Source organism: Gluconobacter sp. ESL1110, from assembly GCF_058107395.1.
The window spans coordinates 769,652-788,677 of sequence record NZ_JBYLUK010000007.1 but is presented as its reverse complement, the minus strand read 5'-3'; the positions used below and the strand labels follow the sequence as shown (position 1 = coordinate 788,677).

The 19,026-nt window shown below is 58.5% G+C and carries 19 protein-coding genes; 7 read left to right on the top strand and 12 right to left on the bottom strand.

Going from position 1 to position 19,026, the window contains the following annotated elements:
• Window positions 1-11: 11 nt before the first annotated feature.
• Together AC3B6F_RS07745 and folD are read right to left on the bottom strand one after the other, a co-directional pair.
• On the bottom strand, window positions 12-761 hold the full coding sequence (locus AC3B6F_RS07745; protein WP_023943951.1) for a 5,10-methylenetetrahydrofolate reductase: 750 nt from the start codon (window positions 759-761) through the stop codon (window positions 12-14).
• Complete coding sequence (gene folD / locus AC3B6F_RS07740; RefSeq protein WP_023943953.1) at window positions 761-1,669, bottom strand: bifunctional methylenetetrahydrofolate dehydrogenase/methenyltetrahydrofolate cyclohydrolase FolD; 909 nt, start codon at window positions 1,667-1,669, stop codon at window positions 761-763. The genes AC3B6F_RS07745 and folD overlap by 1 nt, the downstream gene beginning before the upstream one ends.
• Between folD and AC3B6F_RS07735 the strand changes: the two genes are divergently transcribed.
• Complete coding sequence (locus AC3B6F_RS07735) at window positions 1,668-2,816, top strand: threonine aldolase family protein (protein ID WP_489823906.1); 1,149 nt, start codon at window positions 1,668-1,670, stop codon at window positions 2,814-2,816. The two genes, folD and AC3B6F_RS07735, sit on opposite strands and share 2 nt — an antisense overlap.
• A gap of 42 nt (window positions 2,817-2,858) precedes the next feature.
• Here the strand turns inward: AC3B6F_RS07735 and AC3B6F_RS07730 are convergent, their stop codons facing one another.
• Window positions 2,859-3,884, bottom strand: coding sequence for an MYG1 family protein (locus AC3B6F_RS07730; RefSeq protein WP_489823905.1), 1,026 nt, complete (start codon window positions 3,882-3,884; stop codon window positions 2,859-2,861).
• Between the two features lie 200 nt (window positions 3,885-4,084).
• Here AC3B6F_RS07730 and hflX point away from each other — a divergent pair, with 200 nt between their 5' ends.
• Window positions 4,085-5,446 carry a GTPase HflX gene (gene hflX / locus AC3B6F_RS07725; RefSeq protein WP_211568085.1) on the top strand — a complete coding sequence of 454 codons (1,362 nt, stop codon included), beginning with the start codon at window positions 4,085-4,087 and terminating at the stop codon, window positions 5,444-5,446.
• A gap of 77 nt (window positions 5,447-5,523) precedes the next feature.
• Here the strand turns inward: hflX and pgm are convergent, their stop codons facing one another.
• The 3 genes from pgm to AC3B6F_RS07710 form a co-directional block, all read right to left on the bottom strand.
• Window positions 5,524-7,170, bottom strand: coding sequence for a phosphoglucomutase (alpha-D-glucose-1,6-bisphosphate-dependent) (pgm, locus tag AC3B6F_RS07720; RefSeq protein ID WP_023943960.1), 1,647 nt, complete (start codon window positions 7,168-7,170; stop codon window positions 5,524-5,526).
• 193 nt (window positions 7,171-7,363) lie between these two features.
• Window positions 7,364-8,884, bottom strand: coding sequence for a Do family serine endopeptidase (locus AC3B6F_RS07715; protein WP_489823904.1), 1,521 nt, complete (start codon window positions 8,882-8,884; stop codon window positions 7,364-7,366).
• A gap of 112 nt (window positions 8,885-8,996) precedes the next feature.
• Window positions 8,997-9,461: a nucleoside deaminase gene (locus AC3B6F_RS07710; protein ID WP_489823903.1), complete on the bottom strand. Its 465-nt coding sequence runs from the start codon at window positions 9,459-9,461 to the stop codon at window positions 8,997-8,999.
• Window positions 9,462-9,467: 6 nt separating this feature from the next.
• On the opposite strand from AC3B6F_RS07710, the gene AC3B6F_RS07705 reads away from it, so the two are divergent.
• From AC3B6F_RS07705 to AC3B6F_RS07685, 5 genes are all read left to right on the top strand, one after another.
• The gene (locus AC3B6F_RS07705; RefSeq protein WP_489823902.1) at window positions 9,468-10,208 is read left to right on the top strand and encodes a gamma-glutamyl-gamma-aminobutyrate hydrolase family protein; all 741 of its coding nucleotides are present in this window, start codon (window positions 9,468-9,470) and stop codon (window positions 10,206-10,208) included.
• Window positions 10,205-10,993 carry a pseudouridine synthase gene (locus tag AC3B6F_RS07700; RefSeq protein ID WP_489823901.1) on the top strand — a complete coding sequence of 263 codons (789 nt, stop codon included), beginning with the start codon at window positions 10,205-10,207 and terminating at the stop codon, window positions 10,991-10,993. The genes AC3B6F_RS07705 and AC3B6F_RS07700 overlap by 4 nt, the downstream gene beginning before the upstream one ends.
• A 3-nt stretch (window positions 10,994-10,996) precedes the next feature.
• Entirely contained in the window at window positions 10,997-11,596 is a 600-nt protein-coding gene (rsmD, locus tag AC3B6F_RS07695; RefSeq protein WP_010503515.1) for a 16S rRNA (guanine(966)-N(2))-methyltransferase RsmD, read from the top strand.
• Window positions 11,597-11,713: 117 nt separating this feature from the next.
• Window positions 11,714-14,413, top strand: a complete 2,700-nt coding sequence (locus AC3B6F_RS07690; RefSeq protein ID WP_489824008.1) for an FtsK/SpoIIIE family DNA translocase — start codon at window positions 11,714-11,716, stop codon at window positions 14,411-14,413.
• On the top strand, window positions 14,403-15,134 hold the full coding sequence (locus AC3B6F_RS07685) for an RluA family pseudouridine synthase (protein ID WP_489824007.1): 732 nt from the start codon (window positions 14,403-14,405) through the stop codon (window positions 15,132-15,134). The genes AC3B6F_RS07690 and AC3B6F_RS07685 overlap by 11 nt, the downstream gene beginning before the upstream one ends.
• On the opposite strand, the gene AC3B6F_RS07680 is transcribed toward AC3B6F_RS07685, so the two are convergent.
• The 6 genes from AC3B6F_RS07680 to AC3B6F_RS07655 form a co-directional block, all read right to left on the bottom strand.
• Entirely contained in the window at window positions 15,125-15,865 is a 741-nt protein-coding gene (locus AC3B6F_RS07680; RefSeq protein ID WP_489823900.1) for a DUF4097 family beta strand repeat-containing protein, read from the bottom strand. The two genes, AC3B6F_RS07685 and AC3B6F_RS07680, sit on opposite strands and share 10 nt — an antisense overlap.
• Window positions 15,866-15,885: 20 nt before the next feature.
• Window positions 15,886-16,296 (bottom strand): hypothetical protein, encoded by a 411-nt coding sequence (locus AC3B6F_RS07675; RefSeq protein ID WP_489823899.1) that lies wholly within the window; start codon window positions 16,294-16,296, stop codon window positions 15,886-15,888.
• 129 nt (window positions 16,297-16,425) lie between these two features.
• Window positions 16,426-16,836, bottom strand: a complete 411-nt coding sequence (locus AC3B6F_RS07670; protein ID WP_211568077.1) for a hypothetical protein — start codon at window positions 16,834-16,836, stop codon at window positions 16,426-16,428.
• An 87-nt stretch (window positions 16,837-16,923) separates the two neighbouring features.
• A complete protein-coding gene (locus AC3B6F_RS07665) occupies window positions 16,924-18,348 on the bottom strand; it encodes a sugar porter family MFS transporter (RefSeq protein WP_231875979.1) in 1,425 nt (474 codons plus the stop codon).
• On the bottom strand, window positions 18,305-18,844 hold the full coding sequence (locus AC3B6F_RS07660; protein WP_489823898.1) for an asparaginase: 540 nt from the start codon (window positions 18,842-18,844) through the stop codon (window positions 18,305-18,307). Before AC3B6F_RS07660 ends, AC3B6F_RS07665 begins: the two co-directional genes overlap by 44 nt.
• Complete coding sequence (locus tag AC3B6F_RS07655; protein ID WP_489823897.1) at window positions 18,768-18,974, bottom strand: asparaginase; 207 nt, start codon at window positions 18,972-18,974, stop codon at window positions 18,768-18,770. The genes AC3B6F_RS07660 and AC3B6F_RS07655 overlap by 77 nt, the downstream gene beginning before the upstream one ends.
• Between the last annotated feature and the right edge of the window lie 52 nt (window positions 18,975-19,026).

Sequence of the window (19,026 nt, the reverse complement as noted above, 5' to 3'; positions counted from 1 at the left end):
CTCGTTAGTTCTTACCCCGTTATAATATCACTCAGTCCACCCAGATAGGACGCAAGATCAACTTTCAGGGGCATCAGGTAGGTATTGTCATTTTTCTCGCGCACCAACGTCAGCATCTGGCGGGCGAGACGAATGTTGCCTTCCAGCGTGTCATCATAGTCTTTCGGGAACAGCACATGGTTAACGCGTTCCCAATATCGACGGGACCGTTCACCCAGAACGGGTGAAATTCCCCAGAACACCGTGTCATCGCGCAGCCAGTCCATGGACAACTGAAGCATATGCAGATCAAACAGGGGCTGCGTGAAGAACCCGCAAGCCCCTGCATCTTTCTTGCGCGCAACGTCTTCTAGCTCCTGCCACGGCGCACGTCGATAAGGATCGAAAACCGCATAGACATCCAGATGCGGCGCTTCGCGGCGATACCGCTCGATAATCTGTGCAGACGTGTTCGGATAAGCCACCCGATCACTTCCGGCAGGGAGCGGATCACCTGCGACAACGAGGACTGCTTTCAGTTCCGGTCGATCGGCGCCCGGTAGCGGCGCACCGGGGGCAATGTCGATCGCGCGGATATGCGGGATGACACTCAAGCCAGACGCCCGATTGACGCGCGCGGCAGCATCATCGCTGCGCAGATCAAACCGGATGAGGTCTGGAATATTCAGTAGATCAACTGATGGCAGCGCCTTGCGGACCACCGACACATCTTCAAGCAACGCCTCTTCCGAGCGTGGAACAAGTTCAACAGAAACACGCATCAGAGAAGATCGTCCTTCCCCAGCCCCTGCGTGGCGCGGGCCGCCTGAAGTGTGTTGTGGAGCAGGCAGGCAATGGTCATCGGGCCGACACCGCCCGGAACAGGCGTAATATGCCCTGCGATGGGAAGCGCCTCTTCAAATGCGACATCTCCCACAAGGCGTGTCTTGCCTTCAGGGGTCGGAATACGCGTGATGCCCACGTCGATTACGGTCGCACCCGGCTTGATCCAGTCCCCGCGGACAAGACCATGCTTGCCTGTCGCAACGACGAGAATGTCCGCTTCACGGGCCAGTTCGCGCGTATTGCGTGTATGGATATGGGCGATCGAAACCGTGCAGTTCTCTTTCAGAAGAAGCTGCGCCATGGGCTTACCCACCAGGCTGGACGCCCCGATGACGACTGCATTCATGCCCGTCATGCCTTTGTGCACGGACTGAAGCAGCATCAGGCAGCCAAGCGGTGTGCAGGGAACGATGCCCTCAATGCCTAGCGACAAACGACCTGCGTTCACTTCCCCCAGACCGTCCACATCCTTATGCGGGGCAATGGCATTCGTCACCACGACCGGATCGATCTGCGGCGGCAACGGAAGCTGCACGAGAATGCCATGGATCTGCGGGTTGGCATTCAGTTGCGCAATTAAATCCAGCAACTCCCCCTGCGACGTGCTCTGCGGAAGCATGTGCATGAAAGACCGCATTCCGGCGCGATGCGTCTGGATGGCCTTGTTCTTCACATAGACTTCCGAAGCCGGATCGTTTCCGACCAGCACGACGGCGAGGCCCGGCAGGGTGTTGCCCTGTTCGATGAAGCTGGACACTTCACGACCAACGCGATCTGTCAGGGACCGGGCAATACCTTTGCCATCAATGAGTTTGCCGGCCAGTTCAGGGGGAAACGTGCTCATGGGCTCTCCGGATGACAACAGGCTGCGGTTTCAGTTACGCTTTACGCGAGCCCGCGTTGTGCGCAGGAAAAAGGATGGTTTCGTGTCCGAGGAAATACGCAAGAACTTCGCCAGTGACAATGTCACACCTATCTGCCCTGAAGTCATGGCCGCCCTGATCGCGGCCAATGAAGGGAGTGTCGGGTCCTATGGAGAAGACGATCTGACCCGTTCCCTGAACGAACGGTTCGGGGAGGTTTTCGAAACCGAGGTCGCGGTTTTCCCGATCGCCACAGGAACAGCCGCAAACAGTGTGGCACTGTCAGCACTCGTTTCGCCTTATGGCGCCGTCCTGTGTGATGAGAGCGCGCATATCAATACCGATGAAGGTGGCGCGCCCGAATTCTACATGCACGGGGCCAAACTGATCTGCATTCCGTCTGCGGACGGAAAGGTTGACCCTGTGACGGTTCCGCCTGTTCTGAGAAACAATGCGGAAAGCGGCATTCTAAGCCCGGTTATTCAGGCGCTCTCCCTGACGCAGGCCAATGAATGGGGCACCGTTTACAACACGGACACTCTGGACGAGCTATCCCGTATCGCGCATGACCATGATCTCGCCGTGCATCTGGATGGGGCCCGTCTGGGCAATGCCCTCGCCTATCTGGGCTGCACCCCAGCGGAAGGGACCTGGAAAGCGGGTGTAGACGTTCTCAGCTTCGGGGGCACAAAAGCAGGTGCCATGGCCGCAGAAGCCGTGGTGTTCTTCCTCAATGATCGTACACGACCGTTGGTGAAGAACTTTCTGAGGCGCATCAAGCGCAGCGGAAATCTGTGGTCCAAACATCGCTTCCTGAGCGCCCAGCTTCTGGCCCTTCTGCAGAACGATGTTTGGCTGAAGAATGCCGCCCATGCCAACGCTATGGCGCAACGGCTTGTGGACGGGCTTCGCCGTCATGCCGCAGCCCAGATGCCTTATGAACGGCAGAGCAACGAAGTTTTCGTCATTCTTCCAGACCTTCTTTTGAAGGATCTGGAAGAGGCAGGATACGGTTTTTACCGCTGGCCGACGCCGGAAGGTGTTTCCGGCACACTGATCCGTCTGGTGACGAGCTATTACACACGTCCGGAGGATGTAGACGCGCTTCTGGCGGAAATCGCCGCCTGAGCGGGAGAGTTGATCCGGTCCCCACCGGATCAACCCTTTCAATCAGTTCCCAGCCTTGAGAGAGGCATCAATCTCCAGTGCCAGACGCGCCATCTTCAACGCCCCTTCCCGGCTCCCTGCCCCGCAGATGAAACGGGCCGGGTGAGCGAAAACTGCGTCAGGCACGCCGGAAATCTCGGCCAGTGCCTTCTTTTCCAGACCGCCCCAGGCTTCCGGCAGGGAAACGCGCTGACCGAAATCCCCGCGTACGGGCGGAATGGCCTTCACATTCCACTGTTCCGGGCCAGCGGGTGACACAACGTACACGACCGGAAGATCACGCTCGAAAATAACCTTTTCAGTTGGCATTCCTGTTTCCATGAGCAGGATGCGCTTGTCTTCCGCAGCTTCATAAGCCTGCACAACACGGTTGGCAGCTTTCAGGCTGGCGCGAACGCGGTCCACCATGTTGACCAGATGCGCCGCAACAGCCGTGGCAGCATTCGCAAAGCCCAGCGATTCCTGCTTTTTGGCTTCTTCCGCACCATAAAGTTCGGCTGTATCCCAAGGCGGGCTACAGGCTGACACGATATCGGCCAGAGACAGCTTGCCCATCTTGGCCACGCCATTGTCGTCCTGATCCACCGGGATGATCAGGGACTTGTCGAGGGACTGCCAGATGGCGGTCAGCGTCGCCTCATCCACCGGGGTTTTGACGATGTTGCGAACCGCAGCAAGGCCATAGTCCTTCCACAGCAGACCGGCAGCGCTATACGGTGTTCCGTCTTCACGCAGCGGCTTGTCCTTCATGTGGTGATCGTAGCGACCTTTGGTCGGGTCAAAAACGCCACCTACATCGAAGACGATATCCGCTCCAGCGATACGGTCTGGCGAGCGGGTGCGCACAAATGTCAGACGGTCCGTGCCCGCCTCTCCGAGAATACGTCCACGCAGATCGCCTTCTGGTGCCAGCGCATAATGCAGGATGGCGTAGCCCAGCGTTTCATCGGCATGGAAATTGCCGGAATGGGTGAGCGCTTTGACGGCTCGGGTCTCGTTTTCGAGCCCAATAGGAGTGTGTTCTGACATCTGGAAGACCTGCTGACAGCGAAGAGGAGTTTCGGAGTGTGCCCCCTCATGCCGCAGGGACTACGGCCAGACAACACGCTTCCTCAGGAAAATGCAGCCACTTTCTCTTTCTGCCGCCTCTTGATGATACCCATAAAGCCGCTTTCGAGGGATCACGCGCAGCCCTGCAGGATTAGCGCGTCACTGCCGGAATTCATGCTATGAGCTGCCGGATGGAAACCGCATCCCCTACCCCGCTCGCCGTCCTTGTCGGCATCCAGACCCCAGACGTCGATGACATTGCCCATGAGGCAAGCCTTGAAGAGCTGGGAAGGCTGGTCAAAACGCTTGGTTACGAGGTTGTCGGCTCTGTCTCGCAGAAACGAGAAGGCACAGGTGCGGCGTCCCTTCTGGGCGCTGGCAAGCTGGAAGAACTGGCCGACATCACGGGTGGTCGGGGGATCATCACGCCTATCGTCAAAACACCCATGACGAAAGCGCGGAAACGGTTTGAAGGCGCGGCAAGCTCTCATGAAGACGCTGAGGAAGAGACGGACGATCTCCGCCGTCCTGAGTTCGTCATCGTTGATCATGAACTGACTCCCAGCCAGATCCGAAATCTGGAACGGGCGACCGGCGCGCAGGTGCTGGATCGAACGGGCGTTATCGTTGAGATTTTCCATCGTCATGCCAACACACGGGAAGCAAAGCTTCAGGTCGAAATGGCGCGCCTGCGTTATGTCGCGCCACGCCTCCGGGAGTCATCGAATGGCGGCGGCAGGCAGCAGGGACCAGGCGCCGGTGAAAGCAACCTCTCCCTGGACCGCCGCAAGATTCGGGACCGGCTGGCCGAACTCAAAACCCAGCTTGAAGCCGTGCAACGGGACAGCGATCATCGGCGTTCTGCCAGAAAAGACCAGCTTCGCGTTGCGCTCGTCGGCTATACCAATGCAGGCAAATCTTCGCTGATGCGGGCCCTGACAGGCAGTCAGGTTCTCGTTCAGGACAAGCTGTTTGCGACCCTCGACACAACTGTCCGCACGCTCCAGCCGGAAACGCGGCCCCGTATTCTGGTGTCGGATACGGTGGGCTTCATCAAGCAACTCCCCCACGATCTGGTTGCATCCTTCCGCTCTACGCTGTCCGAAGCGCTGGAAGCATCCCTGCTGCTTTTCGTCGTGGATGCGTCGGACCCGACATACGAAGCGCAGCTTGAGGTCAGCCGCAGCGTTCTACACGAAATCGGCGCGGATGTTGTTCCGTCCCGGCTGGTTCTGAACAAGATGGATCGCGTTGATGATGCCAGACGGGCCGAGCTTCTGGAAAAGCACCCGGATGCCATTCCGCTGTCCGCACATCGCCCGGAAGATGTGAGTGCCCTGCGGGAAACGCTGATTGCGTTCTTCGAGGCCGACATGGTGGAAGACGTTTTGGTGTTGCCCTACGCAAAACAGGGCCTGATCGGCGAAATCTATGAAAGCGCTCGCGTCCTGTCAGAAGATCATGACGAAACGGGCAGGATTCTGACGGTTCGCGGTCTTCCCGGCGCACTTGCCCGCCTGAAACGCAGTCTGGCCGGTTAATAACGCCATAAAAAAGCCCGTCATTCCCACTCGGTGAATGACGGGCCAGACTACTTTTCAGTAGAAATGCTTCAGCGTTACGACGCAAAGACCTTCGAAATCGCGGCCTGCGCCTCGTCCTGAATGGCCTTCAGGTGTTCGGGGCTTTTGAAGCTCTCGGCATAGATTTTATAAACGTCTTCCGTGCCGGACGGACGGGCTGCGAACCAGCCGTTTTCCGTCACAACCTTCAAGCCGCCAATCGCCGCGCCATTGCCCGGTGCCTTCGTCAGCTTGGCAATGATCTTGTCCCCAGCGAGTTCTTCAAGCGGGAACTGCTCAGGCGCCAGCTTGCTGAGCTTGGCCTTCTGCTCCGGGTTCGCTGCCGCGTCGATCCGCGCATAGTACGGCGTTCCGAGACGGGCTATGATCTCATGGTAATGCTGGCTCGGGTTCTTGCCCGTCTTGGCGGTGATTTCCGCAGCAAGAAGGCCGAGAATGATCCCGTCCTTATCGGTCGTCCAAACAGAACCATCACGACGCAGGAACGTCGCACCTGCGCTTTCCTCACCGCCAAAGCCCAGCGAGCCATCCATCAGGCCCGGCACGAACCATTTCAGTCCGACTGGGACTTCAACGAGCTTACGGCCCATATCCGCAACAACACGGTCGATCAGACCGCTGCTCACCAGCGTCTTGCCGACACCAAGATCCGGCTTCCACTCTGGGCGGTTCTGGAACAGGTACGAAACCGCTACGGCCAGATAATGGTTCGGGTTCATCAGGCCATCTGGCATGGCAACAATGCCATGACGGTCTGCGTCCGTGTCATTGGCAAACGCGACGTCAAAGTCCTCGCCCATCTTGATGAGACGCGCCATGGCGTAGGGCGAGGAGCAGTCCATACGGATCTGTCCGTCCCAGTCTGCCGTCATGAACGCAAACTGCGGGTCTACAACGTCGCTGACGATCGTAGCGTTCAGGCCGTACTTCTCAACGATGGGCTTCCAGTAACCAACAGCAGCGCCGCCCAGCGGATCAATGCCAATCTTCACGCCCGCATCACGGATGGCCGCCATGTCGATGACGTTTTCCAGATCGGCCACATACGGCGTGACGTAATCATAACGCTTGATGGACGGTGCGTTTCTGGCTTCGTCGTAAGGCAGGCGCTTTACGTCCTTCAGGCCATCCGCCAGCAGCTCATTCGCCATGTCCTGAATGGCTTTCGTCACGGCTGTATCCGCCGGACCACCATTTGTCGGATTGTACTTGAAGCCACCATCCGTCGGCGGGTTATGGGACGGCGTGACAACCACACCATCGGCCAGACCGGTCGTGCGGCCTTTGTTGTAGGTCAGAATGGCGTGGGAAATGACAGGGGTGGGCGTGTAGCCGTCGTTCTGGTCGATGCGGACGTCAAGGCCATGCGCGGCGAAGACTTCAATGGCGGAGCGCTGTGCCGGAGCGGACAGAGCGTGCGAGTCAATGCCGATGAAGAGCGGGCCATCAATGCCTTCCGCCTTGCGATAGCGGCAGATGGCTTCGCAGATGGCGAGGATATGCCCTTCATTGAAGCTCGTATGGAACGAGGAGCCACGATGACCTGAAGTCCCGAACGAAACACGCTGAGTCGGGATGGAGACGTCCGGCTTGCGATCGTAATAGGCGGCTACCAGAGCCGGTATGTCCGTCAGTTGTGACTGATCGAGCGTTTTCCCGGCGAGTGGGCTGATATTGGCCATTGATCCAAAAATCCTTAGACAGATCCGCGTTTTAAGCGACCGTAACGCACGAACGCTTCAGCGGATCACAAAAACTCATCCGGACAGGACTGTCCAGTGACAGAACTCTGACTTCACTCCGCAAAACGGGCATGAAAAAGGCGGAGAGACTTTCATCTCCCCGCCTTCGCAGTTTCAGGCTGGACCAGTAACCTTACGGTGCATCATCCGAACCACTATCGTCGGAGCCGTCGGGCGAGACCGCTACGAAAAGCTGCTGACCATCACGCAGGATACGCAAGAGTGGCGGCTGCTTGCGACCCAGGGCTTCCTTCACCTGTGCGACAACAGCCTTGGGCGATGGTGTAATGTGATTACCAACGCCTACGATAATGTCACCCGGACGGATGCCAGACTGGTCTGCAGGCGAGCCCTGCACAACATCCGCAACAACCGCCCCCTGAACACTGTCATCAAGACCCAGTTCCTGACGGGCACGCGGCGTCAGGGATGCAAGAGACACACCCAGCTTGCCGGCACCAGCAGACTGGCTGCTATCCGCGCCACCCGCACCATGATCCTGATTGGCCAGATTACCCACCGTGAACTTCACGTCCATCGGCTTGCCATCACGCAGAAGGCTCACCGTCGCGTCCGTGCCCGGTGCGATGGACACGACCTTAACCGCCAGATCATGACCGTTCTTTACCGGATGGCCATTCAGCGTCAGGATCACGTCTCCGCTCTTGATGCCAGCCTTCTCGGCCGGGCTCCCCTTGGATACGGAGGCAACCAGCGTTCCATGCGGCGGAGCGCCCGGTTCGGGGGACTTCAGGTTCAGGGCCTGTGCCATCGTCGGGGAAATGTCCTGCCCTTCGATGCCGAAATAACCACGGGTCACATGACCGGTCTTCTCAAGCTGCTCGACAACAGACTTCACGGTGTTGGACGGAATGGCAAAGCCGATACCAATCGAACCGCCACCGTTCGGCGAGATGATCATGGAGTTGATGCCAACAACCTTACCGTCCTGTGTGAACAGCGGGCCGCCGGAATTGCCGTGATTGATCGGCGCATCAACCTGAATGAAGTCGTTATACGCACCAGAGTGCAGGTCACGCCCCAGAGCGGAGACGATACCTGCCGTGACGGTTCCGCCCAGACCATAGGGGTTACCCACTGCGATGACCCATTCACCCGGCTGGACGTCATCAGAATCGCCCAGATCAATGAACGGCAGCTTGCCCGTCGGCTTCACGCGAAGCAGTGCAACGTCCGTCTTCGGGTCACGGCCAATGATCTTGGCCTGAAGCGTTGTGCCATCGTCCAGCGTGACCGTAACCTTGGTGGCGCCATTCACAACATGGTTGTTGGTGACGACATAGCCATCAGCCGAGATGATGAAACCAGACCCGCGGGCTTCGACCGTGCGGTTCGGCTGCTGTTGCTGCGGCATCATCTGGAACGGGAAGGGGAACGGAAAGGGCGAACCCTGCATGCCGCCACCGTCGCCACCCGGGCCATTTTCTTCCTGCTCGGCAACGTCGGCCTTGATATGGGCCGTGATGGAAACAACGGCAGGCTTCACCTGCTTCACGAGCGTGACGAAATTCGGCAGCGCCTGAACGTTGGTCTGCGGCTTGATGGCCCCATTGTCCGCCATGGCGGCGGGAGCGGCAACCAGAAAGGTCGTCGCAGCGAGAGCAGCAAGGGAGGCGCGGAAACGTGTGGTCATGTCAGTCCCGATTGTTACAGAGGAACGGTTCGGTCGTTATACGTCAGACTATGAACTGTGTTCCCGTTCACCAAGCTGACCGGGACGTGAAACATCCGTAAGTCTTTGTTTGTCACGCTCTCCTGAGACGTCGGAAAAAAGCCCGGAGTTGCTCCGACGCCTCGCGCTCCCGTACGCCACCAATGATTTCCGGCCGATGCAGACAATTCGGGCGTTCAAAGAGGCGCGGGCCGTGATCCACGCCACCACCTTTCGGATCGTAAGCCCCGAACACCACACGCTCGCAGCGGAAATGTACGATCGCCCCTGCACACATCGGGCATGGCTCCAGTGTGACGACCAATGTGCATCCGGTCAGCCGAGGGGACCCAAGTTTCCGCGCGGCTTCGCGCATAGCCAGAAGTTCAGCATGCGCTGACCCGTCATGGAGTTCTTCCACACGATTACGGGCCACGGCGAGAATCTTTCCCTCCGCATCAAGCACGACGGCTCCCACGGGTACCTCCCCATGACGGGCAGCCTCATCCGCTGCATCAAGCGCCGTCTGCATGGCGCGGCTTGTATCGGCCTGAATCATGATGCGATGATGCGGTGCATGACCCTGCCCCGTCCATCCCGTTTCCAAAATTCCGCCCCGCTCATCGGCCTGACGCTGGATCATGAGCCCGGTGGCGATGGGAAATTCTCGCGTTACCCCTTTCACGCATTGCGAGAGAATTATCTGACTGCCCTGAGTGAGGCTGGCGGATTGCCCGTCTGTCTGGGCTACACGGCCGATGCCGAAGCCATGGTGGCGCGTCTGGATGCGCTGGTCATTACGGGTGGAGCTTTTGACGTCGATCCCGCGCTTTATAATGAAGATCCTCACCCCCTGACGAGCCCACGTCCCGCCAGAACGTCAGCGGAACTGGCGCTTCTGCAGGCCGCATTAAAGCGGGATATTCCCATCCTCGGAATCTGCGGCGGCATGCAGCTGATGGCCGTCAATGCCGGTGGCACGCTGATCCAGCATCTTCCTCCGGAACTGGAACACGAACAGCCCAATCCACGGCACGAACCGGGCCATGCGGTGTCGATCGTGCCAGACACCCGATTGGCGGAAATTGTCGGCGCGCCCACAATGATGGTAAACTCTTCCCACCATCAGGCCGTCCGTAGCGCCGGTGAGGCACGGATTTCGGCTCTCGCACCGGATGGTGTGATCGAAGCGATTGAACTGGACGGCCCGAAATTCGCCATTGGTGTGCAATGGCATCCCGAATTCACCCTCGACCCCGGCGACCGTCGCCTGTATGCGGCGCTGGTGGAGGCAGCAGCACGATGACCGAAGATTTTACCCCGACCCCTGAAGATACATCCGACGCACCAAGAGGCGAACGCATTGCCAAGTTCCTGGCCCGCGCTGGCGTAGCAAGTCGCCGGGATGTGGAACGCATGATTGAAGACAATCGCATCAAGCTGGGCGGCCACCCCGTCACCCATCCTGCGACCTTCGTTCAGCCGGGCGACATTGTGCTGGTGGATGGCAAACCCGTGGATAACCCCGAGCGCACCCGCCTGTGGCGTTATCACAAGCCGGACGGCCTCCTGACCACGCATCGGGACCCGCAGGAACGCAAGACGGTCTTTGATTCCCTTCCCGAAGGCATGCCCCGCGTCATCAGTGTTGGCCGACTGGATATCAACTCCGAAGGGCTTTTGCTTCTGACCAATGACGGCGAACTGGCACGTCGTCTGGAGCTGCCAGGCAATGCCTGGGTGCGCCGCTACCGTGTCCGCGTGTTTGGCGTGGTAGATGAGAAGCGCTTGGCATCGCTGGTAAACGGCTTTGAATATGAGGGCGTGAAATACGGCTCCATCGAAGCGGAACTGGATTCCAAAAAAGGCGATAACTCCTGGCTGACAGTCTCTCTGCGTGAAGGCAAGAACCGTGAGATCCGTCGCGTGATGCAGGGCCTGAACCTGCATGTGAGCCGTCTGATCCGTCTGTCTTACGGGCCGTTCCAGCTTGGTTCCCTGAAGGCACGTGAGCTTGAGGAAGTGAACGGTAAGACACTGCGTGAGCAGATCCCCGACCTGCCTGCCCCTACCCGTAAGCGGACCCGCTGATCCATGCGGATTGTTGGCGGAGAGAACAAAGGCCGCGCGCTTGTAGCCCCAACCGGCGAGCGGACGCGCCCAACCTCGGACCGGACGCGTCAGGCCATTTTCGACATGCTGGCCCATGCGCCGTGGTATGGGCAGGAAGAGCTGGAACAGGCCATCGTGCTGGATGGATATGCCGGAACAGGCGCACTCGGCCTGGAAGCTCTGTCCCGTGGAGCACAGCGTGCGGCCTTCATCGAGCGGGACCGCAACGCACTGAATGCCTTGCGCACCAATCTGGATATCTGCCGGGCCCGTGACCGCTCGCGCGTGCTGAGTTGCAGCGTTACGCATCCACCGAAAGCCGCCGAGCCTCACACGCTGATCTTTCTTGATCCGCCTTACGGGAAAACGCTGGTCGAATCGGGCCTGCGCGCATTGGCTAGAAACGGCTGGATTGCAGAAGGGGCCTTGATCGTTGCCGAGACAGGTGCGACCGAGGATTTTGCCCCGTTTGTGCCACCTTCCGAACACTTTTCCCCCACACTTCCGGCCGAACCGCTTTCAATACGGAAATTCGGTGCGGCGAAGGTGACGATCTGGCGACATTCCTCCACTGTTCCTTAATTTTCCTACTGTATTCAGTGGCCTGTCAGGTATAATTCAGACGTAATCTGAAAGCCGTAATTCAAAAAACCGACGGGGTGACGAGACTTGGCCGTGTTCAGCCGATCGACCAGCACAGTGCGCAACATTGTCCGTGAGGCACACGACCGTCACATGACACCCAAACTCCGGAGCGCGCTGAATGCGCGTCTGCTGGAGTTGCTGGGTCTCGGGTTCCTGATCGCAGCCGTGGCTATCGGCATCGCGCTGTGGAGCTTCAATCCGCACGATCCGTCCTTCAACACCTCGACAGGTACGGAACCCACAAACCTTCTTGGCCGTACGGGCGCAACCATTTCCGATGGTCTGGTGCAGTGGCTTGGCTTGGGTAGTGGTCTGCCGATTGTTGTTCTGCTGGCCTGGGCGTGGCGCATGGTCCGCCATCACGGCATGAGCGCGCCAATCCTCCGCATTGCTGCGGCTCTCCTGCTGCTTCCAGCGGGGGCGACCTTTATTGGTACGCTTCAGTTGCTCATTCCGGGACTTGAAGTCGCATGGCCAACGGCTGCTGGCCTTGGGGGAGAGATGGGCGTTTCCTTTGCTCACCGCCTTCTGGATGCAGCCCATGCCGAAGCCGGGTCCGCCGGAAGCGCACTGGCTGTGTTTCTGGTTCTGCTGTTGATGGGCATTCTGATGCCGCTGGCCATGGGGCTTCAGTGGCGCGAGTGGCGCGCCATGGGTCAGGGTGCAGCGCTTCTGGCCCGTCAGCCCGTGCGTCTGGCACGCCGCATGAATGGCCCGCAGACGTCTGATCGCCCGGCGCCTGATCCGCGCCAGTACGAATTCCAGCCTGGCAGTGCGGGAGGCGTACCGGCTCCTGATGCCGCTCCGCTTTCCTTCCTGCGTCGAAGCTTTGGCAAGAGCGATCCACGGACGCGCCCCTCTCCCTTCGTGCCGCAGAATACAGGCTGGATGCAGCCCCCTATGGAGACGACAGAAGACCCATACGAGCACCCTACGGCACTGCGTAAGGAACCACCCGCCCCTGCTCCACAGTTGGCGGAAGAAGAAGAGGCACCGTCCAACCCCTATGCAGAACGGCTAGCGCAGATTGCACGGCAGCGAAACGTTCAGACGATCCAGCGTTCGCATGTTGAAGACGATGCGGAGGATGACGTTCCACAGAGCAGCATCGAGCCCCCTGAGCCTGAACCCGAACAGCGCCGCAGTCTGTTCGGCATGCGTCGCCCGGAGCGTCCGGCACAGCCCCAGCCGGTGGCACGCCCCGTGCCAGCCCGTACTCCTGCTGCGACGGGTTGGGTATTGCCTCCCCTGTCTCTGCTAAACCCACCACCGGCCCACGCAACGACAGGTCCTTCACAGGAAACGCTGCAATCCAATGCGCGCCTGCTGGAGAGTGTGCTGGCGGATTATGGTGTTCAGGGCACAATCGGGGACATCCATGCGGGCCCGGTTGTCACGCTTTATGAACTAGAGCCCGCTCCGGGTATTCGCTCCTCCCGTGTGATCGGTCTTGCCGATGACGTAGCACGTTCCCTATCCGTGCTGAGCGTTCGTATTGCGACCGTACCGGGACGAAATGTCATTGGTATCGAAGTCCCAAACGCCAAGCGCGAAACCGTTTACTTCTCTGAACTCCTGCTGACGCCGGAATGGACCAACGGAACGGGCCGCCTCCAGATTGCACTGGGCAAGGATATTGCAGGTGTGCCGGTCTATACGGATCTGGCCAAGATGCCGCATCTTTTGGTGGCTGGTACGACAGGCTCCGGTAAGTCGGTCGGCGTGAACGCAATGATCCTGTCACTGCTCTACCGCCTCAGCCCGGAAGAGTGCCGCCTGATCATGATTGATCCGAAGATTCTGGAACTGTCGATCTATGACGGCATTCCACATCTTCTGACCCCGGTTGTGACGGAGCCAACCAAGGCCGTCAGCGCCCTTAAATGGACGGTACAGGAAATGGACCGCCGCTATCGTCTGATGGCGCAGCTTCAGGTCCGTAACATCAACGGCTACAACGAACGCGTCAGCCAGCTTCGCGCCTCCGGCGAGATGGTCACGCGTCGCGTGCAAACCGGCTTTGACCCTGAGACTGGTAAACCCGTCTTCGACGAGCAACAGGTCCCGCTGGAAAACCTGCCGTATATCGTCGTGGTCATCGACGAAATGGCCGACCTGATGATGGTTGCGGGCAAGGAAATTGAGACGGCCGTACAACGTCTGGCGCAGAAAGCGCGTGCCGCTGGTATTCACGTCATCATGGCAACACAGCGCCCGTCCGTTGACGTCATCACCGGTACCATCAAGGCAAACTTCCCGACCCGTATTTCCTTCCAGGTCATCAGCAAGTTCGACAGTCGCACCATTCTTCAGGAACAGGGCGCCGAACAGCTTCTGGGTCAAGGTGACATGCTGTTCATGCAGGGTGGCGGCCGCATCACGCGCGTCCACGGCCCGTTCGTGGCGGATGAGGAAGTTGAAGAAGTCGTGGCGGATCTGCGCTCCAAGGGCGACCCGATCTACAATGACGATGTGGTGTCCGGCGAAGACGAGGAAGGCGGCTCGTCGGGCGGAAACACGGGCGGTGGCGGAAGCGGTGGCGACGGAGAAGGCAGCCTGTTCGAGCAAGCTGTGGATATCGTCATGACCGAAGGCCGCGCCTCGACCAGCTTCATCCAGCGCCATTTGTCGATTGGGTATAACCGTGCCGCGAAGCTGATCGACCAGATGGAAAAGGAAGGCATCATCGGACCGGCCAACCATGTGGGCAAACGCGAAATTCTGGCCCGTCGCCCAGCTTCCCATGAAGACTGATCGACGGCGTCAGCGGCCTGTCAGGCAGAACGCGGCCCCCTCCCCTGCCCCAAGAGGTCTGTTTTATCTGGGGCAGGATCTTCCTGTCCTGCTGGAAACGCCACGCTTTCTGGTTCTGAACAAGCCGGCATGGCTGGCGGTTCATCCCGGTCCATCAACACAGGATTCCGTTGAAACACGTCTGGTCACGCATCCGCGCGGCGGTCCATGGCTGGCCCATCGACTGGACGCAGATACGTCTGGCTGCCTTCTGATCGCGCGACGCAAAACCGCGCTGCTCGAAGCACAGGCGGCCTTTCAGAACAGGCAGGTTCGAAAACTTTACTGGACTGTTGTTGAGGGCACACCAACGGACGATGAGGGCGAAATTTCCGCCCCCCTTTTGCGCCAGTCCGATCCATCAGGTTGGCGCATGATCGTGAGTCCGAAAGGGGATGCCGCTATAACCCGCTGGCGCGTTCTTGGTCGCGCAGAGGGACGGAGTTGGCTGGAACTGGAGCTTCTAACTGGCCGAACCCATCAGGCCCGAATTCATTGTGCATCTCTTGGCACACCGATCGTCGGTGATCGTGTGTATGGCAAAAGCGATGCAAACGGCCTGCACCTTCTTGCGCGCAGTCTGCATGTCGCTTTGCCGGAAGGTGACCTGGAAGCCGTTGCTCCACCGCCCCCGGCTATGGCGGAGGCGCTGAAACGTCTGGGGTGGCAGGATCAGTCCTGAAGAATTCGCACTTTCCCGGAAACACCGTGGATCGTGACATGATCCCGACCATTTCCGACAGTCCCGGTAGCTGTGATTGTCCTGCTTTCGCTGGACAGAAATCCTTGCTTCTCCCAAGGACCAAACTGTACCGTCAAACCGAGAGACTGCTCTAGTGGAACAGCACTTTGCTGACGGCTCTGACGAAGCGTAATATCGAACGTACCGCCAAAATCATGCGGAAGATGAAGCGTCACGTCGCCTGAGACGGTTTCAAGAATGATCTTCCGTGCGCTGCCGCTAGAAACCAGCGTGACGTCCTGATCCCCGCTGGTGCTTTTAACCGTCACATCACCTGCGGCCCCGCCCAGCTGCGTGTCACCACTGACTGTCATAAGGGCGGCTCCGCCTGCGGCATGGGCGACGGCAATGTCTCCGCTGACAGTCTTGATCTGCACAGCCCCCAGACTCTGATCAATCTGGGCATCTCCACTCACTGTTGTCAGAGAGGTTGGTCCCTCGTTTTTTGATATCTTGATGTCACCACTCACGCCGCGAACGGAGAGAGGGCCATTGGAGGTCTGGATCTGCACATCACCGCTCATGCTGGAGATAACGCCCCCTTCTGGCAGCGTGGTGTAAGACAGATCATCAGACGTGACGCTCTGGTTTAGCGGCGCAGCGAACGCTCCTGAAGAAGACAGGCAGCTTGCGACCAGAAGGACGGGAAGGATCATACGAAAAGAGGACATCGGTGGAGCTTTCTCTGGCATCAGAACGATGAGGAGGACACAACGGAACGATTCATGAACGCGGCATGGATGCCTCGGACAATCGCCCAGGCTGTCAAAATCCCCCACGTCAGAGTCAGCCCCCAGGGAATGACCATGAAGACCAGCCCCAGACCACCCGTGATCGCGCCCAACCCGGCTACCATGAGATGGATCATCCCAATTGCAGCCAGCGCCAGAAAGCCATACCAGAACAGCCTGATCTGCCAGTCCAACTGGGCCCGCTTAAGACCCGTAGCGGAACGGCGACTCATGTGAGCAAGCGTCACACCGACGAAAGCGGTAATGCCGGTGAAAAACCCGGCCAGATACAACGCATAGATCAGCAGAACGTAATTCCGTCCTGTATCCTGATAAACCCGGCCATAACCGGGCATGGCTGTAGTGTACATGACTGAACTCCTCTGGAGGAAGACCCTCGACAAAGGAGTTCATGCAGAAATCGTGCCATTTTACGTTTTCAGGATAAATCCGGAAAAACAGGATCGTCAGAAAACGATCAAATGGCGGATTTCACCAGTTTATTCGCCCAACGTACGAAAACGGTCGGGAAGTGGTCCTTTGCCCTGCGTCAGGGAGCGCACGCCGTACAGCAACGAGACGAGAAGGGCGATGTTCCAGAGCGCAAAAATGCCGATCGGAATAAGGAACAGAAGCTGCCCCGGCCCTGAACTGCCCGGTGGTTCCGTGATGAAACACGCTCCGAACAGAACCGCACACCCAATGATAAAGGCGACGTCATACCAGAACAGGCGAATGAGCCAGCTCAGATGAGACCGCACCAGCCCGGCGCTGGCACCTTTAAGGATATAGGCCAGAATTACCCCGGCCAGCAGGGAAATCCCTGTGAAAAAACGGGCAATATACAGGCCGTAGACCAGAAAAACCCCGCCGCGGCTTGGCCCTTCGGACGAAAGAGAAAAATTGCTCATGACAGCCTCCTTAAGCTGACAGTGTATAACAACAACGCCCAGCCCAAGGGGCTGGACGCTTTGTCAGACAAAATTCATTCAGATGGGTTAGCGACCGAGTTTACGCAGCTTCACACCCTGCATCAGACGCTTTTCAATCACATGCAGAGACATGCCCTTTGTCTCGGGAACAAACAGGATGGTGAGCAGCAGAAAGAGTGCATTCAATCCTGCGAAGAGCCAGAATGTGCCGCCTGTCCCGATGGTGTTCATCAAAGAGAGGAAGCTCACACCCACCAGAAGATTGGTTATCCAGTTGGTGAAAGTGGACATGGCGATCCCGAAATCCCGACCACCGAGAGGCTGGATTTCAGCACACAAGACCCACATCAGCGGCCCGGCGGACATCGCAAACCCTGCACAGAAGATCATGAGCAGGAAAACAGCCGCAATCTGCGAAGACTGCGTTGTCATGCCCCCCTGAAGCAGAATGGCAAGAATGCCCATTCCAAGTGCCATAACCGTAAACCCTGCGTAGAGGATGGGTTTACGGCCCCAGCGATCCACAAGCCCGACAGCCACGAATGTCGCGAGCATGTTCACGAGGCCAATGATGGCCGTACACCACATCTGGGCATGGGCATCGAAATGAGCAGCAGCCAGAATATTGGGCGCGTAATACATAACAATGTTGATGCCAGCGAGCTGCTGCATCGCCTGAAGCATGATGCCCAGCGCAACCGAACGGCGGAAATTGCTGTTCGTGCGGAAGAGTTTGAAGCCCTCCTGCTTGGTTTCAAGCTGCTCGCGGATCGCGCGGATTTCCTTGGCGGCTTCCAGCGGGTCGTTGCGCAGGTCTACAAGGATTTCACGAGCTTCCTTGTGCCGCCCCTGCATGATCAGCCAGCGTGGGCTGTATGGCAGGAACAACACTCCGATCAGGAACAGGACTGCAGGGATACCTGCGACACCAAACATCCAGCGCCAGTTTTCGCTATAGGAAAAATAGGTGTCCGACAGGAAAGCCACGAAAATACCGACTGTCACCATAAGCTGGTAAGTCGAGACCATTGCGCCACGAGACTCTTCGCTGGCGATCTCGGACAGATAAAGCGGCGCGGTAAATGCCGAAATACCAACCGCGATTCCCATAATGATCCGGAAGACAATGATGGATGGAATAGACCACCCCATTGCACAGCCCAGCGTCCCGACGACGAACACCGCCGCACCGAGGATCAGGGACCGCTTGCGCCCCAGGTGATGGGACAGCCAACCCGCGCCCAGAGCGCCAGCCGCCGCACCAGCCATCATGGAACTGACAACCCATTCAAGGGCCAGCGTGGACGCATGATATTCCTTGCCGATCAGGTCCAGCGCTCCAGCCACAACACCAATATCCAGACCGGACATCAATCCCGCGAGGGCCGCGATCACACCGATGGCAATAATCTTGAAGCGTGTTGCGTCAAAAACGGACGTCGCACTGTCATCTGTCTGAGGGGGTTCTACGGTCCTGCCCTGATCTGTCATGCTGGTGCACACTCCTTTCCAAAAAAATGACACCCACCTGTCTGATGGATGTCAGAACTGTAATCTTTATAACACGATCGCACTCAGATCGTGAGGGCGCCCGGATTTCGCCCACCTTCACGCCCTGCCAGTTCCGCAGCGTCTGACGCGCCGTATCCGTCAGGACGGCACGATCCTGAGGCGTCCGGAAGAGTGCGTCGCCACCAAAATGGTGAAGCAGAGCAGACATCGAGACTTCCGCAGCCCTGTTAGCACCGTCATCCGTCCTGATAGCGAAACCCAAGCCCTGCTCCGGCAAGGCCGCGATCATAACGCCTTCGGCGCCCATTTTAATGAACGCACGAGTTTCGAAATTGTTCATGACCGTTGTGTCATATCGTCCCGTCCCCGCGACCATGAACGGATTGGCGGCTACAGCTTCACGCAAACGCTTTGCAGCGCCAGCGCGGCCCGCGGACCCATGCGCCAGAGCCTTGAGAGAAGCCCACCCGATCAACAGCACCGCTTTCCACAAGTTCAATGGCCAGAAGGGACTTGGCCGTAAAGCGTGGGAAAAAGGGCGTTTCCACGTCACCACCGGACCAGACGACGATACCATCCGCATCCACAACAACAGCACGACCCACTCGTTCAGCCGCTACGAAACAAACAAAATCCCATCTGTGATGTCATTCACTT

Excerpts from the sequence above, each read along its gene's own strand:
- AC3B6F_RS07675 (WP_489823899.1), bottom strand. The coding sequence starts at position 16,296 with ATGTACACTACAGCCATGCCCGGTTATGGCCGGGTTTATCAGGATACA.
- AC3B6F_RS07705 (WP_489823902.1), top strand. The coding sequence starts at position 9,468 with ATGATGCGGTGCATGACCCTGCCCCGTCCATCCCGTTTCCAAAATTCC.
- pgm (WP_023943960.1), bottom strand. The coding sequence starts at position 7,170 with ATGGCCAATATCAGCCCACTCGCCGGGAAAACGCTCGATCAGTCACAA.
- AC3B6F_RS07680 (WP_489823900.1), bottom strand. The coding sequence starts at position 15,865 with ATGTCCTCTTTTCGTATGATCCTTCCCGTCCTTCTGGTCGCAAGCTGC.
- AC3B6F_RS07670 (WP_211568077.1), bottom strand. The coding sequence starts at position 16,836 with ATGAGCAATTTTTCTCTTTCGTCCGAAGGGCCAAGCCGCGGCGGGGTT.
- hflX (WP_211568085.1), top strand. The coding sequence starts at position 4,085 with ATGAGCTGCCGGATGGAAACCGCATCCCCTACCCCGCTCGCCGTCCTT.
- folD (WP_023943953.1), bottom strand. The coding sequence starts at position 1,669 with ATGAGCACGTTTCCCCCTGAACTGGCCGGCAAACTCATTGATGGCAAA.
- AC3B6F_RS07685 (WP_489824007.1), top strand. The coding sequence starts at position 14,403 with ATGAAGACTGATCGACGGCGTCAGCGGCCTGTCAGGCAGAACGCGGCC.
- AC3B6F_RS07700 (WP_489823901.1), top strand. The coding sequence starts at position 10,205 with ATGACCGAAGATTTTACCCCGACCCCTGAAGATACATCCGACGCACCA.
- AC3B6F_RS07665 (WP_231875979.1), bottom strand. The coding sequence starts at position 18,348 with ATGACAGATCAGGGCAGGACCGTAGAACCCCCTCAGACAGATGACAGT.
- AC3B6F_RS07735 (WP_489823906.1), top strand. The coding sequence starts at position 1,668 with ATGGGCTCTCCGGATGACAACAGGCTGCGGTTTCAGTTACGCTTTACG.
- rsmD (WP_010503515.1), top strand. The coding sequence starts at position 10,997 with ATGCGGATTGTTGGCGGAGAGAACAAAGGCCGCGCGCTTGTAGCCCCA.
- AC3B6F_RS07715 (WP_489823904.1), bottom strand. The coding sequence starts at position 8,884 with ATGACCACACGTTTCCGCGCCTCCCTTGCTGCTCTCGCTGCGACGACC.
- AC3B6F_RS07730 (WP_489823905.1), bottom strand. The coding sequence starts at position 3,884 with ATGTCAGAACACACTCCTATTGGGCTCGAAAACGAGACCCGAGCCGTC.
- AC3B6F_RS07745 (WP_023943951.1), bottom strand. The coding sequence starts at position 761 with ATGCGTGTTTCTGTTGAACTTGTTCCACGCTCGGAAGAGGCGTTGCTT.
- AC3B6F_RS07710 (WP_489823903.1), bottom strand. The coding sequence starts at position 9,461 with ATGATTCAGGCCGATACAAGCCGCGCCATGCAGACGGCGCTTGATGCA.